General features: G+C 69.7%; 13 protein-coding genes and 1 pseudogene. 8 read left to right on the forward strand and 6 right to left on the reverse strand.

Translation table 11 applies throughout. The features are described 5' to 3' along the window. Positions 1–91 precede the first annotated feature (91 nt). From ppc to IPK27_00595, 3 genes are all read right to left on the reverse strand, one after another. Positions 92–2,800, reverse strand: a complete 2,709-nt coding sequence (gene ppc, locus IPK27_00585; protein MBK8066159.1) for a phosphoenolpyruvate carboxylase — start codon at positions 2,798–2,800, stop codon at positions 92–94. Positions 2,801–2,958: 158 nt separating this feature from the next. Beyond that, the gene (locus IPK27_00590; protein ID MBK8066160.1) at positions 2,959–3,333 is read right to left on the reverse strand and encodes a phosphopantetheine adenylyltransferase; all 375 of its coding nucleotides are present in this window, start codon (positions 3,331–3,333) and stop codon (positions 2,959–2,961) included. Beyond that, the gene (locus IPK27_00595; protein ID MBK8066161.1) at positions 3,330–3,719 is read right to left on the reverse strand and encodes a hypothetical protein; all 390 of its coding nucleotides are present in this window, start codon (positions 3,717–3,719) and stop codon (positions 3,330–3,332) included. Before IPK27_00595 ends, IPK27_00590 begins: the two co-directional genes overlap by 4 nt. Positions 3,720–3,827: 108 nt before the next feature. Here IPK27_00595 and IPK27_00600 point away from each other — a divergent pair, with 108 nt between their 5' ends. Beyond that, the gene (locus tag IPK27_00600; GenBank protein MBK8066162.1) at positions 3,828–4,631 is read left to right on the forward strand and encodes a helix-turn-helix transcriptional regulator; all 804 of its coding nucleotides are present in this window, start codon (positions 3,828–3,830) and stop codon (positions 4,629–4,631) included. A gap of 4 nt (positions 4,632–4,635) precedes the next feature. Here IPK27_00600 and IPK27_00605 read toward each other — a convergent pair whose 3' ends face one another. Continuing rightward, positions 4,636–4,899, reverse strand: coding sequence for a hypothetical protein (locus IPK27_00605; protein MBK8066163.1), 264 nt, complete (start codon positions 4,897–4,899; stop codon positions 4,636–4,638). A 112-nt stretch (positions 4,900–5,011) separates the two neighbouring features. Here IPK27_00605 and IPK27_00610 point away from each other — a divergent pair, with 112 nt between their 5' ends. The 7 genes and pseudogenes from IPK27_00610 to eda all read left to right on the forward strand — a co-directional run bounded on the left by IPK27_00610 (position 5,012) and on the right by eda (position 12,826). Further along, a complete protein-coding gene (locus IPK27_00610) occupies positions 5,012–5,599 on the forward strand; it encodes a TIGR00645 family protein (GenBank protein MBK8066164.1) in 588 nt (195 codons plus the stop codon). A gap of 238 nt (positions 5,600–5,837) precedes the next feature. Then, positions 5,838–6,452, forward strand: a complete 615-nt coding sequence (locus tag IPK27_00615; protein ID MBK8066165.1) for a DUF2238 domain-containing protein — start codon at positions 5,838–5,840, stop codon at positions 6,450–6,452. Between the two features lie 185 nt (positions 6,453–6,637). Beyond that, a complete protein-coding gene (gene zwf / locus IPK27_00620) occupies positions 6,638–8,098 on the forward strand; it encodes a glucose-6-phosphate dehydrogenase (protein ID MBK8066166.1) in 1,461 nt (486 codons plus the stop codon). Positions 8,099–8,279: 181 nt separating this feature from the next. Further along, positions 8,280–8,984 (forward strand): 6-phosphogluconolactonase, encoded by a 705-nt coding sequence (gene pgl, locus IPK27_00625; GenBank protein ID MBK8066167.1) that lies wholly within the window; start codon positions 8,280–8,282, stop codon positions 8,982–8,984. A gap of 140 nt (positions 8,985–9,124) precedes the next feature. Continuing rightward, positions 9,125–10,945 carry a phosphogluconate dehydratase gene (locus IPK27_00630; protein MBK8066168.1) on the forward strand — a complete coding sequence of 607 codons (1,821 nt, stop codon included), beginning with the start codon at positions 9,125–9,127 and terminating at the stop codon, positions 10,943–10,945. A 199-nt stretch (positions 10,946–11,144) separates the two neighbouring features. Further along, entirely contained in the window at positions 11,145–12,131 is a 987-nt protein-coding gene (gene glk / locus IPK27_00635) for a glucokinase (protein MBK8066169.1), read from the forward strand. A 70-nt stretch (positions 12,132–12,201) separates the two neighbouring features. Further along, positions 12,202–12,826 (forward strand): annotated as a pseudogene (gene eda / locus IPK27_00640) (bifunctional 4-hydroxy-2-oxoglutarate aldolase/2-dehydro-3-deoxy-phosphogluconate aldolase). 97 nt (positions 12,827–12,923) lie between these two features. Here the strand turns inward: eda and IPK27_00645 are convergent. Further along, positions 12,924–13,949 carry a LacI family DNA-binding transcriptional regulator gene (locus tag IPK27_00645; GenBank protein MBK8066170.1) on the reverse strand — a complete coding sequence of 342 codons (1,026 nt, stop codon included), beginning with the start codon at positions 13,947–13,949 and terminating at the stop codon, positions 12,924–12,926. Positions 13,950–14,107: 158 nt separating this feature from the next. Beyond that, positions 14,108–15,796: a cyclomaltodextrin glucanotransferase gene (locus IPK27_00650; GenBank protein ID MBK8066171.1), complete on the reverse strand. Its 1,689-nt coding sequence runs from the start codon at positions 15,794–15,796 to the stop codon at positions 14,108–14,110. Between the last annotated feature and the right edge of the window lie 3 nt (positions 15,797–15,799).

The following is a 15,799-nucleotide window of genomic DNA, read 5'->3' on the forward strand; positions in this document are numbered from 1 at the left end:
CGCGGAGGCACGGAGGACGTGGAGGAACGCTGACAAGGCGTCTCGGGTGCTTTTGTCCCTGCGCTTGGCGTCTCCGGGTTGATCAGGGCTGTCACCCGGTGTTCTGCAAGCCGCGGGCGATGCCGTTGACGGTGGACACCAGGGCCTGGAACAGCGAGTCGTCCTGGCGCTCGCCGCGGCGCCAGCGGCGCAGCAAGTCCACCTGGAGCACGCTGATCGGATCCACGTAGGGGTTGCGCAGGCGAATGGTGCGCTGCAGCCGGCGATCGTAGCCGAGCAACTCGCTCGCGCCCTTGAGCTTGAGGATGTACTCGGTGGTGCGCTGCCACTCGGCCTCGATCAGCGGCCAGTAGCGCGCGTGCAGCGGGCCGGCGAGCGCCGAGTACTGCGCGGCGATGCCGGCGTCGCCCTTGGCCAGCACCATCTCGACATCTTCCAGCAGCAGGCGGAAGAAGGGCCAGTCGCGTGCCATTTCGGCGATGCGCGCGTCGCCCTCCTCGCGGCAGGCGGCCTCCAGGCCGCTGCCCAGGCCATACCAGCCAGGCAGGCCATGGCGGCTCTGCGACCAGGCGAACACCCACGGGATCGCGCGCAATTGCTCGATGCGGAACACATCGCCCTTGCGCAGCGAGGGGCGCGAACCGATCTTCATGCGCTCGATCACATCGATCGGCGTGGCCGCGCGGAAATACTCGGCGAAAGCCTGGTCGCCATAGACCAGGTCGCGATAGCTGTCGCGGCTGATGCCGGCGATGCGCGCCATGCACGCGCGCCAGGCGCCCTCGCGCGGGTCGGGCGGCAGCGGGTTCAGGGTGGCGTGCAGCAAGCCGCTGAAGGCCTGCTCGATGTTGCGCAGCGCGATCGCGCGAATCGCGTACTTGCGGTGGATCACCTCGCCCTGCTCGGTCAGTCGCAGGTGCCCGTTGACGCTGCCATGCGGCGCGGCCATCACCGCGCGCTCGGTGCGTCCGCCGCCGCGGCTGGCGGTGCCGCCGCGGCCGTGGAAGAAGGACAGATCGATGCCTGCTGCGTGGGCGATCGCCGACAGCTCCGCCTGCGCCTCCTGCAGCGCATAGCGCGAGGCGGCGATGCCACCATCCTTGTTGCTGTCGGAGTAGCCGAGCATCACCACCTGGCGGTCGCCACGCGCGCGCAGGTGCTCGCGGTAGACCGGGTCGGCCAGCAGTTCGGTCAGGATGCGCGGCGCCGCGGCGAGGTCGGCGACGGTCTCGAACAGCGGCGCGACATCCAGCGGAATCGCTCCGCGCGCGCCGGCGATGCGCGCCAGGGCAAGCACCGCGAGCACATCGTCGGCGCTCTCGCTCATGCTGACGATGAACACGCCGATGGCCGCCGCGCCGTAGCGCGCGCGACTCTGTTCCAGCGCGCGGAACACCTCCAGCACGCTGCGGGTGGACTCGCCGGCGCCGGGCAAGGGCACTTCGCTGCCGCCGATGGCGGCGTGCAGCAGCGCGCGGCGTTCCTCCGCGCTGCGCTGCGCCCACGGCGCGCCGCCGGTGCAGTCGCCGAGCGCCGCGCGGTGCACCTCGGCGTGCTGGCGCACGTCCAGCGCGGCGAGGTGGAAGCCAAAGGTGCGCACGCGCGCCAGGAAGCGCTCGAAGGGATACAGGCCCGCATGCCGCCCGCCATTGCGCAGCAGCGACAGGCGCACCAGGTCGAGGTCCGACAGGAATTCCTGCGGGTCCGCGTAGGCGCCGTCGCGGTCCTCCAGGGTGGCGCCCAGGCGCGCCGCGACCAGGGTCAGCAGGCAGCGGTAGCTCATGTCGCGATGCCGGCGCGGAATTCCGGACCACGCGCGGCGCATGCGCCGGCTGTACTCGGCCACCCGCTGCACCACCGCCGGGTCGATCGCCACCCGCGAGGCCGACTGGCTGAGGATCAGCGCCAGCTCCTTCAGCTCGGCGAGGTAGCGCGCGAACAGCACGCGCCGGTGCGCCGCGAGCGCCTCGCGGATGGTGTCGGCGCCGACATTCGGGTTGCCGTCCATGTCGCCGCCGACCCAGGTACCGAAGCGCAGCAGCGGGCGCCGCTGCAGGCCATTCGCCAGTTCGGGGTAGGTCGCCGCGATACAGCGTTCGAACTCGGCGTAGCAGGCCGGCACCGCGCGGAACAGCACGTCGGAGAGGTAGAACAGCACATGCTCGCGCTCCTCCTCGACGCTCGGACGAACCGGGGAGTACTCGGCGGTCTGCCAGGCGCCGGTGATGTGCATGCGCATCTGTGCCAGCCGCGCGCGGTCCTCATCCGGGGTGCGGCTGGTGTCCAGGCGCTCGATCAGCGCGCGTGCGATGCGCTGCTCCTTCTCCAGCATGGTGCGCCGCGTCGCCTCGGTCGGGTGCGCGGTGAACACTGGCTCCAGCGTCAGCTTCGCCAGCGCTTCGCGCACTGCGTCCGCGGGCACGCCCGCCTCGCGCAGCCGCTGCAATCCGTCCATCACGCCGCCCGGCTGCGGGCCGGCATCGGCCAGCTGGTGCTCGCGGCGGCGGCGGATGCGGTGCACCTGCTCGGCCAGGTTGACCAGCTGGAAATAGCTGGAGAAGGCGCGCACCAGGTCGGTGGCGCGCTCCACCGGCAGATCGCCGAGCAATGCAGACAGCTCCGCCAGCCGCGCCGGCTCGCCCTCGCGCCGCAGGATGGCGCAGCGCCGCACCTGTTCCAGCAACTGGAAGAAACTCGACCCCAACTGGTCCGACAGCATCTCGCCGACCAGCCGGCCGAGCAGGCTGACGTCCTCGCGCAGCGGTTGGTCCTGGGGTTCGAAGACGACGGAACGGGCCATGCGGGAGGTGCCTGGAAAAAGGGAAGGGGAAGCCGGAACGCGGGAGTACCCCGGTTGCCTTCTTCCATCCCAGTGTAGGCGAGTTCCAGGCTTCTGGTGCACTGCACCATGGGGCGCGCATACGAATGCAGCGCGGGGTGCGGCCGATGCCGCGGCGATCAACCGGCCTGGGCGCGGTGGACGCAGACGGCGCCCAGCAGGAGCAGAAGGATCGAGGCGACATCGAATGCGGCCACCCGCAGCAGCCCGGGCGGCAATCCGCCAAGGCCGAGCAGCAGGAAACCCGCGTCGCTGGCGAGCGTCAACGCAATCGCCGGCCGGCGCAGCGCGGGAGCGCGGATGGCCCACAGCAGCAGGCCCGCATCCAGCGCGAACATCAACGCCCGGTGGCGCAGCAGCAACTCGCCGGTGGCATTCAGCGGCGCCAGCCCGTAGAGCGATTGCAATTCCGCACCGCCGAGCAGGCCCGGTAGCGGCAGCAGGTGGATCAGCGCGGAAAGCGCCAGCGCGATGGCGAGGATGCGCCCGCTCATGCCGCCGGCAGCGATTGGCGCAGCCCGAGGTACTGCAGCCCGGCGAACAGCGCGACCGCGGCCGCCTGGGCGAGCAGCAAGGCCAGGCCCAGCGAGGTCGGTGCGAGCCAGCTGGAGTAGCCGAGCACGACGCTGCCGGCCGCCCACAGGCCATTGCCCAGTGCGATCGCGAAGATCGCCATGCGGCGCAGGTAGGGCCGCGAGCCGAGCCAGAACACCAGCGCCCCATAGCCAATGCAAAACAATCCGGTGCCCAGCAGCGCCGTGCGTGGCGCTCCCAGAGCACCGGCCGCGGCGCCCAGGCCCAGGCAGACCAGCAGACCGACAGCGACGCTGGCCACGCCATCCAGGCGCAGTGCGAAACGGAGCAGGGGAGCGGGGGTCATGGCGATTCTCCTCAAACGATGGTGACGCCATTCCAGGGCAGCCGCCGAGGTGCGTCGATTACCTCCGAGGTAATGCCCGCGGCGCACGTGCTTCCGTAGCATGGGCGCATGGACACCACCCCACCGCCGGGCACCCTTCTGCGCGACTGGCGCCAGCGTCGCCGGCTGAGCCAGCTCGACCTGGCGCTTGACGCCGAGATCTCGACGCGCCACCTGAGCTTCATCGAGACCGGCCGCTCGCGGCCCAGCCGCGGCCTGCTGCTGCACCTGGCGGAGCTGCTGCAGCTGCCGTTGCGCGAACGCAACCGCCTGCTGCTCGCGGCGGGATTCGCCCCGCACTACGACGAGCGCGCGCTCACCGCCACGCCGCTGGCGCCGGCGCTGCAGGCGCTCGAACGCCTGCTGCAGGCGCACGAGCCCTATCCCGCGCTGGTCGTGGACCGCCACTGGAACCTGGTGCGCGGCAACCGCATGGCCGGGCTGTTCCTCGCGGGCGTGGCGGCGCCATTGCGCGCCGCGCCCTGCAACGTGCTGCGCGTCACCCTGCACCCGCAAGGCCTGGCGCCGCTGATCGTCAACCTCGGGGAATGGCGCCGCCATCTGCTCGCGCGGCTGCGCGCGCAGGTCGCCGCCAGCGGGGATGCGACGCTCGCAGAACTGCTGCAGGAGCTGGCGGCCATGCCGGTACTGCCCGGCGAGGACCAGCCGGGCGGTTACACCTCGCCGGCACCCGATGTGCTCACGCTGTTCCGCTTGCGCAGCCCGCTCGGCGAGCTGGCGCTGTTCAGCACCATCACGGTGTTCGGCACCCCGGTCGACATCACCCTGGCGGAACTCGCGCTGGAGAGCTTCTACCCGGCCGACGCGGACACCGCAGCGCGCCTGCGACGGCTTGCCGAGGAGACCGGGTAGGGGCTCAGGCCGCCTTGCGCGTCTCCAGCGCGGCGAACTGGCGCTTCAGCTCGAAGGCCGGGTCGGTGACGATCTGCTCCAGCGTGGCGACGCGCTCGCGCAGGGACGCGACTTCGCGGCGCAGCAAATCGTCTGCCGGCGGCTGCGCCTGTCGGCGCTCGTTGAACTTGAGCCAGCGCGAGACGAGTCCGGCAGACGGTCGATGATCAGCACGATAGCGACCACCATCTCGAAGACACCCATTGCGCGGCTCCTTTGTCGGTTGCACGGAACGCCATCGTACAGGCAGGGCAGGGTGGCGACCCCTGTGGGAAGTCACCCTGATCGACCTTCGATGCGCACGCCGTAGTATCCGCGCCAACCAACTTGCGAACGCAGCCATGTCCGAACCGCAGAAGCCCCGCCTCGGCGCGATGTCCGCGCTGATCTTTTCCTCGCGCTGGCTGCAGCTGCCGCTGTACCTCGGCCTGATCGTCGCCCAGGGCATCTATGTGGTGCACTTCCTGCGCGAGCTGTGGCATCTGCTCGGCGCCACCTTCGGCTTCGGCCATGGGTTGCCGGCCGATGCCCTGCATTCGGCGGAAACCGTGATCATGCTGACGGTGCTGGGGCTGATCGACGTGGTGATGATCTCCAACCTGCTGGTGATGGTGATCGTCGGCGGTTACGAGACCTTCGTGTCGCGCCTGCGCCTGGAGGGCCATCCGGACCAGCCCGAGTGGCTGTCGCACGTCAACGCCGCGGTGCTCAAGGTCAAGCTCGCCACCGCGATCATCGGCATCAGCTCGATCCACCTGCTGAAGACCTTCATCGAAGCCGGCGCCCTCGGCCAGCCCGGCGCCAACGTCACCCGCGACGCGGTGATCTGGCAGACCGTGATCCACCTCGCCTTCGTCGTCTCCGCCCTGGCGATCGCGTGGATCGACCGGATCATGTCGAAGCCGGCCAGCGGGGGGATGGAGAGGTGAGAAGTCGGTGTTGGTGTGGGTTGTTGGTGTTGGTTTGAAGCCGCAAGCTCGCACTACTCCGGCCTGGATCCAGGGAAGTGAGGAAGCGGTTGGTGTAGGTTGCAGGTGCTGGACTTGGCAGTTTGGCCTGAACTTGCGGGCCTTGCTCTTGCCAACACCAACACCCCACACCAATACCAGCAATCAACACCAACACCAACAACCCACACCAACACCAGCATCAAAGGGGGTCCAGAGCATGGCGCCGACGACAACGCTCACCAGGGCGCAAGGAACCGCCCTCGCCGCCTCCGTGCTCGCCGCGCTGGTGTGGTCCGGGATCGGGCCCACCGACCGGCTCACGTGGATCATGGAGGTGATCTGGGTGGTGATCGGCCTGCCGCTACTGATGCTCACCTGGCGGCGCTTTCCGTTGACGCGCCTGCTGTATGTGCTGATCGCGCTGCACTGCCTGCTGCTGATCGTTGGCGGGCACTACACCTACGCGCAGGTGCCGCTCGGGTTCTGGGTGCAGGACTGGCTGGATCTCTCGCGCAACCACTACGACCGCCTTGGCCATTTCACCCAGGGCTTCGTGCCGGCGATCCTGGCGCGCGAGCTGCTGCTGCGCCTGACGCCGCTGCAGCGCGGCGGCTGGCTGTTCTACCTGGTGCTCGCCGCCGCACTGTCCTTCAGTGCCTTCTTCGAGCTGATCGAATGGTGGGCCGCGCTGATCTGGGGCGGCGCGGCGGATGCCTTCCTCGCCACCCAGGGCGATGTCTGGGACACCCAGTGGGACATGTTCCTGGCGCTGATCGGCGCTTTCCTCGCGCAGATCCTGCTCGCGCGCTGGCATGACCGGGAGTTGGGGTAGGTAGGGGCGGGTGTTGGTTGTTGGTGTTGGTGTTGGAAAGAGCGGCGTGGGGCGAGCGTATGGCTCTTGCTCCCGCCAACACCAACAACCCACACCAACACCGCTCCACCCCCCTGCAATCGATTTCAGCCCGCGAGCCGCTTCGCTCGCGCAATACTCCGTGCCATCGAATGCGGATGGACACGATGAGCGCGCACGCGGCAACCCTGTTGGTGATATTCGGTGCGACGGGCGATCTGGCGCAGCGCATGCTGCTGCCCTCGCTGTATGGATTGCATCGCGACGGCCTGTTGCCGCCGAAGCTGCGCATCCTGTGCACCGGGCGCAGCGTGTTGTCGGACGAGGCTTTCGCGCATACCGTGCGCGAATCGATCGAACGCCGGGTGGCCGCTGCCGAGCGCGATCCGGCGCAGGTGGACGCCTTGCTCGCGCGGGTGCGCTACCAGCCGGCCGGCGTCGATGATCCGGCCTCGCTGGCGACGCTGTGCGAGACCATCTGCGCCATGCGCGACGGCGACGTGGTGTTCCACCTCTCCACCGCGCCGCGCTTCTACGCGCCGATCTGCACCGCGCTCGGCCAGGCGGGCCTGGCCGGCCCGGGCACGCGAGTGATGATCGAGAAGCCGATCGGCCATGACCTTGCCAGCTCGGTCGAGATCAACGACGGCGTCGGCCGGATCTTCGCCGAGGAACGCATCTTCCGCGTCGACCACTACCTCGGCAAGGAAGGCGTGCAGAACCTGCTGGCGCTGCGCTTCGGCAATGCGCTGTTCGAGCCGCTGTGGAATGCGCGGCACATCGCCCAGGTGCAGATCACCGTGGGCGAAACCGTCGGCGTGGAAGGCCGCGGCGATTACTACGACCATTCCGGCGCGATGCGCGACATGCTGCAGAACCACCTGCTGCAGCTGCTGTGCCTGACCGCGATGGAGCCGCCGAGCCAGTTCGACCCGAGCGCGGTGCGCAACGAGAAGCTCAAGGTGCTGCGTTCGTTGCGACCGATCGATGCGAACGACGCCACCACCCACAGCGTGGCCGGCCAGTACACCGCCGGAGCGATCGAAGGCGTCGCGGTCCCCGGCTACCGCGACGAACTCGGCCGCACCAGCGGCACCGAGACCTTCGTCGCGCTGCGCGCGCATGTCGACAACTGGCGCTGGTCCGGCGTGCCCTTCTACCTGCGCACCGGCAAGCGCCTGCCCAGCCGCTGCACCGAGATCTACCTCGAATTCCGCGCGGTGCCGCACTCGATCTTCGGCGACGAGGCGCGCATCGCGCCGAACGCGCTGCTGATCCAGCTGCAACCGGAGGAACGCATCTCGCTGACGCTGATGACCAAGACCCCCGGACTCGACCGCAGCGGCCTCAAGTTCTCGCAGGTGGCGCTCGACCTCGATCTGCACGACGCCTTCGAAGAAGTGCGCAAGCGCACCGCCTACGAGCGCCTCTATCTCGACGCGATCGAGGGCAACGGCACCCTGTTCGTGCGCCGCGACGAGACCGAGGCCGCGTGGCAGTGGGTCGACGGCATCTTCAACGCCTGGAAGCAGGCCGGCATGACGCCCAAGAACTACCCCGCCGGCACCTGGGGCCCGGCCAGCGCAGTGGCGCTGATCGAGCGCCATGGGCATAGCTGGCGCGAGTGAAGCGGAGATGCGAAAGGCGGGGCGAGGGGAAAGGGGCGGGGGACGTGGTCTGCCGCTCTCTCGTGCCTGGTCGATGGTCGTGACGCGCGGAATCCACACCCCGCGACTCGGATCGAAGCTGCCTAGGGCCCCGCCCCCCCTCGGCCCGCCTTTTCCCACTTTCCCTCTCTCTGCTCCAAGCATGAAACTCACCATTCACCCCAACCCCACCGCCCTCGCCTCTGCGGTCGCCGCACGCATCGCCGTGGCCACCGACGAAGCGCTCGCAGCGCGCGGTGCGGCCTTGCTCGCGCTGGCCGGCGGGCGGACTTCGCCGCCGGTGTTCCGCCAGCTCGCCGCGCAGCCGCGCGACTGGTCGCGGGTCACGGTGATGCCGAGCGACGAGCGCTGGGTGGCGCGCGCACACGCCGACTGCAACCTGGCGCAGATGCAATCCGCGTTCGCCGGCGCGGACGGTATCCGCTGGCTGCCGCTGGTGCCGGAAGCGCCAGCCGGCGACGCCGATGCCGCCTTCGCCAATGCCGCGCTGGCCACGCATGCCGAGCCCTTCGACGTGGCGATGCTGGGGATGGGCGCCGACGGACACTTCGCATCGATCTTTCCGGGCGCTCCGACGCTCGACCTGGCGCTCGGACACGCCGCCGCGCCAGCAGCGGACGCTGTCGCGATCCTGCCTGATCCGATGCCCGCCGCCGGCCCGCACCCGCGCGTCAGCCTGTCGCTGCCGCGGTTGCTGCGCTCGCGCCTGCTGCTGCTGGTGATCACCGGCGAGGACAAGCGCGCGGTGCTCGAACGCGCGCAGGCGGAAGGCGACTGGCGCGCGCTGCCGGTGGCGGCGCTGCTGCGCTCGGCGCATCCGCAGTTTGAAGTGCATTGGAGCGCGTGATGGAGAAGCGGAAGGCGGGGCAGGGGGCAGGGGGCAGGGGAACGGGCTCCTCGCACCACCCTGCCGTCGATGCAGGCCGCAAGACCTCTTCCCCCGCCCCCTGCCCCTTGCCCCGCTTTTCTTCCGCGAAGGCCTGACCCATGTCGCACCACCCCACCCTCACCCGCGTCACCGATCGCATCGTCCGCCGCAGCGCCGCGCTGCGCGGCGACTACCTCGAACGCATCGACGCCGCGCGGCTGGACGCGCCGGCGCGCACGCGCCTGGGCTGCGGCAACCTCGCCCACGGCTTCGCCGCCGCCGGCGCCGACAAGCCCTTGCTGCGCGGCGGGCGCGGGCCGAACCTGGCCATCGTCAGCGCCTACAACGACATGCTCAGCGCGCACCAGCCGATGGAGCACTACCCTGCGTTGATCCGCATGGCGGCACGCAATGCCGGCGGCGCGGCGCAGTTCGCCGGCGGCGTGCCGGCGATGTGCGATGGCGTGACCCAGGGGCGCGTCGGCATGGAGCTGTCGCTGTTATCGCGCGATGTGATCGCGATGAGCACGGCGGTCGCGCTGTCGCACGAGATGTTCGATGCCGCGGTGCTGCTCGGCGTGTGCGACAAGATCGTGCCGGGGCTGTTGATCGGCGCGTTGTCCTACGGTCACCTGCCGGTGATCCTGGTGCCCGCCGGGCCGATGACCTCGGGCCTGCCGAATGCCGAGAAGGCGCGCGTGCGCCAGGCCTACGCCGAAGGCAAGGCGAGCCGCGACGAACTGCTGGAAGCGGAGTCCGCGAGCTACCACGGCCCGGGCACCTGCACCTTCTACGGCACCGCCAATTCCAACCAGATGCTGCTGGAGATGATGGGCCTGCACCTGCCGGGCAGCGCCTTCGTCAATCCCGGCACGCCGCTGCGCGACGCGCTGACGGTCGCCGCGGCCGAGCGCGCCTGCGCGATCACCGCGCAGGGCAGCGAATACACGCCGATCGGTCGGGTCATCGACGAGAAGGCGATCGTCAACGCGATGGTCGGCCTCGCGGCCACCGGCGGCTCGACCAACCACGCGATCCACCTGGTCGCCATCGCACGCGCCGCCGGCATCCTGATCGACTGGGACGATCTCGACGAACTCTCGCGCGCCACCCCGCTGCTGACCCGGATCTACCCGAACGGCAGCGCCGACGTGAACCACTTCCACGCCGCCGGCGGCCTTGGCTACGTGATCCGCGAACTGCTCGACGCCGGCCTGCTGCACGAGGACATCCGCTGCGTGCACGGCGGCAGCTTGCGCGCGCAGGCGCAGGAACCGTTCCTGGACGGCCTGGCGCTCAAGTGGCGCGCGCCGCCGGCAGCGAGCCTGGACACCGGCGTGCTGCGCGGCGTGGCCGAACCCTTCGACGCCAGCGGCGGGTTGCATCGCTTGCAGGGAAATCTCGGTCGCGCGGTGGTCAAGGTCTCCGCGGTCAAGCCGGAGCACCGGCGCATCGAGGCGCCAGCCAAGGTGTTCGACTCGCAGGACGCGCTGCTGGCCGCCTTCAAGGCCGGCGCGCTCAGCGGCGATTTCGTCGCCGTGATCCGCGGCCAGGGCCCGCGCGCCAACGGCATGCCCGAGCTGCACAAACTGACCCCGACGCTGGCCCTGCTGCAGGACCGCGGGCAGAAGGTCGCGCTGCTGACCGACGGGCGCATGTCCGGCGCCTCCGGCAAGGTGCTCGCCGCGATCCACGTCTCGCCCGAAGCGCTCTGCGGCGGCGCCATCGCCAAGGTGCGCGAGGGCGACGTGATCGCGATCGACGCCGATGCCGGCAGGATGGAAGCACTCGTCGACGCCGCCGAATGGGCCGCGCGCGTGCCTGCCGCCATCGACCTCAGCGGCAACCAGCACGGCCTCGGCCGCGAACTCTTCGCCCACATGCGCGCAGTCGCGAGCACGGCGGAGCAGGGCGGGTCGGCGCTGTTGGGGGGCTTGTGATGGAGCAGGGAAGCGGGGCAGGGGGCAGGGGGCAGGGGATGTGGCGCGCCGCATTCGCACGCCTGGTCGATGGTCGTAACGCCCGAAAAACATGCTCCGCAGGGCGGCTCGAAATTGCCCCAATGCAGTCCCCCTGCCCCCTGCCCCTTGCCCCGCTTTTTCCCAACTGCTCTCACCCGCACCGGAGCGCGCCCGCCCCATGACCGTCCTCCTCGCCGACATCGGCGGCACCAATGCGCGCTTCGCGCTGGCGGATGTGGATGCGCCCGGCATCGAGCTGCAGCAGCAGCGCACGCTGCCGACGGCGGACTACGCCTCGCTGCAGCATGCGGCGGAGGCTTACCTCGCGAGTGTCGGTGCGCGGCCGCTGCGGGCGTCGATGGCGGTGGCGTGCCCGGTGACGGGCGACGAGGTGCGGCTGACCAATCGCGCCTGGGCTTTCTCGCAGGCGGAACTGAAGCGTGCGCTGGGGCTGGAGCAACTGCGCGTGCTGAACGACTTTGGCGCGGTGGCGCACGCGGTGCCGGCGCTTGCCGCTGGCGACCGGGTGCTGCTGCATGGCAGCGACGCGCTGCCGCCGCGCGGGCCGATCACGCTGCTCGGGCCCGGCACCGGCCTTGGCGTGGCGCTGCTGGTGGGCGATGCGGCGAGCGGCTGGCGGGTGGTCGAGACCGAGGGCGGGCATGTCAGCTTCGCGCCACAGAATGACGAAGAGCTGCACATCGCGCGCTGGATGGCGGCGCGCCACGGGCGCTGCTCGAACGAGCGCCTGCTGTGCGGCGCCGGCATTGCGCAGATCGATGCCGCATTGGCTGCGGGCGAGGATCTGTCGGTGCACCCCGACTGGCAGCAGCGCCTGCGCGACCCGGCGCAGATCGTCGCCGCCGCGCTCGACGGCCACGACCTCAACGCCCGGCGCACCCTGGCGCGCTTCTGCGCGGTGCTCGGTTCGGTCGCCGGCGACGCCGCGCTGATCCACGGCGCGCGCACGGTGATGATCGCCGGCGGCATCGTGCCGCGCTTCATCCCGTTCCTGAAGTCCAGCGCCTTCCGCGAACGCTTCCTCGCCAAAGGCCGCTTCGCCGCCTATCTTGACGGCGTCAGTGTGCAGGTGGTGACCCATCCGCAGCCGGGATTGCTCGGGGCGGCGATGGCGTTGCGCGAATCCGTGAAACGTCAAACGTGAAACGTAAAACGGGACGGCTCCGATTGACGTTTCACGTTTCACGTTTGACCGCACTCGGGAGATCTCTGTCATGTCGCAAACCACCCCGCTCGATGCCATCCTCCACCAGGCCCCAGTCGTCCCCGTCATCGCCATCGAGCGCCTGGCCGACGCCGTGCCGCTGGCGCGCGCGCTGGTCGCCGGTGGCCTGCCGGTGCTGGAGATCACGCTGCGCACCGCCTGCGCGCTGGATGCGATGCGTGCGATCGCGACCGAGGTGCCGGAGGCGATTGTCGGCGCCGGGACGGTGCTGACGCCGGCGGACCTCGCCGCGGTGGCCGCGGCTGGCGCGCAATTCGCGATCTCCCCCGGCGCGACGCCCACGCTGTATGCGGCCGTACGCAATGCGTCGATCCCGTGGCTGCCTGCGATCGCCACCGCCAGCGAGCTGATGCTCGGTCTGGAACAGGGCCTGACCAAGCTTCAAGTTCTTCCCCGCCGAATCCTCCGGCGGCGTCGCCGCGCTGAAGTCCTTCGCCGGTCCGTTCCCGCAGGCACGCTTCTGCCCCACCGGCGGCATCGACGCCGCCAAGGCGCCGGCCTACAAGGCGCTGCCCAATGTGATCACCGTCGGCGGTTCGTGGATGCTGCCGAAGGCGGCGATCGACGCCGGCCGCTGGGACGAGATCGAGGCGCTGGCGCGCGCCGCATCGTGAAAGACTGGTGTTGGTGTGGGTTGTTGGCGTTGGAAAGAGCGCTCCGCCGCGGCGTGCGGGCTGTTACCAACACCAACAACCAACACCAACACCGCTTCTAAGAGCCGCAGGACCGTCGCACGACCGCGCGCGCGGGCAGCATCATGCTGCTGATCGGCTGGTGGCGGATCTGGCACAGCAGCGCTTCGACCAGCAGCTCGCCGGCGCGCTTGGTGTCCTGCGCCACGGTGGTCAGCGGCGGCTTGGCGAACTGCGCCATCGGGATGTCGTCGAAGCCGACCACGGCGACATCGCGCGGCACCTTGAGGCCGGCTTCGTCGAGCGCGTGCATCGCGCCGATCGCCATCAGATCGCTGGCGGCGAACACCGCGTCGATGCGCGGTCCGCGCGCCAGCAGCTGGCGCATCGCGCGCTGGCCCACCAGCTCGGTCGAATCGGCGGCATCCACCTGCAACTCGGGGTTGATCTCCACGCCCGCCTCGCGCAGCGCGGTGCAATAGCCGCGGTAGCGGTCCGAGAACTCCGGGCAGGCGGGTGAGATGTCGCCGATGAAGGCGATGTCGCGCCGGCCCAGGCGCAGCAGGTGCTCGGTGATCGCGCGCCCGCCCTGGTGGTTGTCGCAGCCGATCGAGATGCCGGGCTGTCCCTCGACCACCGCGCCCCAGCGGACGAAGTGCGTGCCCTGTTCCACCAGGCTCATCAGCCGCGGGTGCGCCTGCTGGTAGTCGCCATAGCCGAGCAGGATCAGGCCGTCGGCCTTGTGGCTGTCCTGGTAATCGGCGTGCCAGTCGTCGGAGAGCTGCTGGAAGGACACCAGCAGGTCGTAGCCCTGGCGCGCGCAGGCGCGCGTGATCGACGCCAGCATGGTCACGAAGAAGGGGTTGATCAGCGAATCGTCCGAGGTCGGGTCCTCGAACAGCAGCAGCGCGAGGGTCACCGAATGCTGCCGCCGCAGGTTCGACGCGTTCTTGTCGACCTTGTAATTCAACTGCTTGGCGATCGCCTGGATCTTCTTGCGCGTCTCCGCGCTGACCAGCGGGCTGCCGCGCAGCGCGCGCGACACGGTGGCCTGCGAGACCCCGGCGTGGTAGGCGATGTCAAAGGAAGTCGGCTTGCCCTTCATGCGCACCCTTCTGCAGCAAGGCGCGCATTGTTCTACCTGAAGCGGCGTGAGGCAACCGATCTCTCAGGCGTAGCCCGGTGTGCCGCGCCAGCGGCTCACCGGGTGCTTGCGGCAAGGACCCGGTGAACGCGCTGCGCGCGTACACACGGGCTACGGGGTCAGGGCCGCTTGCCCAGCCTGCGCTCCATCGCCTGCTGCACCCGCTTGAGCAGCATCGAGTCGCTGAGCGCGCCATCAAAGAGGTAGACCGCGACATCGTGCGGCGCCACCGTGGCGGCTAGCTTCCCGCCGGCCGGGACCTCGATGACGCCCTGGTCGAAGGCATTGCGCCATTGCCCGGGCTGCATCGCCTCGCTGATCTCAAAGCTCGCCGGCGCGTCGCCCTTGTTCAGCAGCACCAGCGCGGTCTGGCGCAGCTCGCCCTGCTGCAGCACGCGGTAGAAGGCGGCGCGGTGGCCGGCGAACTCGATGTTGATCTGCAGTCCGCGCTGCAGCGCCGGGGTGTCGCGGCGCAGCGTGGCGATCTTCTTCAGCCGCGGATGGATCGGGTGCTGGCGCGCCGCGGCGATGCCTTCGAGCCCGAAGTAGTTGCGGTTGCCCTTGTGCTCGGCGGTGCCGCGCATGAAGCCCATCTCCGAGCCGTAGTACAGCACCGGGATGCCGCGCACGGTGAACAGCAGGTTGTTGGCGTCGATGAAACCGGCGTGGGTGGCCTTCAGCCGCGGCATGTCGTGGTTGTCGTAGAACGTGGTCAGCTCATACGGGTTGGCGTACGGGCCGTCCTCGAGGAACAGCGCCTTCTCGATGGTCGCGTAGTCGCTGTCCTGCTTCTCGAACACCTCGCCCATCGCGCCCTTCAGCGGGAAGTCGAGCACGCTCATCGCGCCGTTCTCCGGCCAGGTGTGCTCGGCGATCTTCTGCGGCTCGAAGGCGTAACGCTCGCCGAACATGAAGATGCCCGGACGATGCGCGCGAATGCGGTCGGTGAAGCCCTTCCAGAAGGGCAGCGGCATGTGGCCGATGGTGTCGATGCGCAGCGCGTCCGCGCCCTGATCCAGCCACTGGGTGTACGCGCCGATCAGATAATCCATCAGCTCCGGACGGCGGTCGTCCAGGTTGGACAACTGCACCAGGTCCTTCTCGTTGCGGTACAGCCGGTGCAGCGGGTTGCTCTCCGGTTGCAGCTGCTCCGGCGGCAGGTTCTGGTGGTCGGCGACCTTGTTGCCCTTGGCGTCATACAGCTCGCCGTACTTGGGCTGGTCCACCGGCATCGTCCACGACGGCGATCCATGGTTGGCGACCACGTCCAGCACCGTCTTCAGGCCCTTGGCGCGCAGGCCCGCGGTCAGCTCCTTGAAGCCCAGCCCCGGGCTCGGCAGGTGCTCGTCCAACTGGTAGAAATTGACCCCCCAGTAGCCGTGGTAACCGGTCTTGCCGCCGTCGGTCATGCTGCTGCCCCAGACCGCCGGGTCGCCGCCGGTGAAGGCCTCGTCCGGGTTGTCGACGATCGGCGTCAGCCACACCGCGGTGAAGCCCATGTCGGCGATGTAGCCGGCGTTGTCGAGCAGGCCTTTGAAGTCGCCGCCCATGTAGCCGATGTTGTCGCTCGTGCCCGCCGGCGCATTCGGTGTCGGACGGTCGAAGGTGTACAGCTTGCCGCCCTGCTCGCGGTGGTCGTTGTCCGGATCGCCGTTGACGAAGCGGTCCGTCAACACGAAATAGACGTTCTCCGCGGCGAAGGGTTCGGTGGTGCCGTAGAGCTCCGCGGGCGCGACGGGCGCGGGCGGCGGCGCGGTGGCGCAACTGGCGAGTGATGCGAGGGAAAGGGCAACAAGCACTGCACGCATGCG

The organism is Rhodanobacteraceae bacterium, from assembly GCA_016713135.1.
GTDB lineage: Bacteria > Pseudomonadota > Gammaproteobacteria > Xanthomonadales > SZUA-5 > JADKFD01.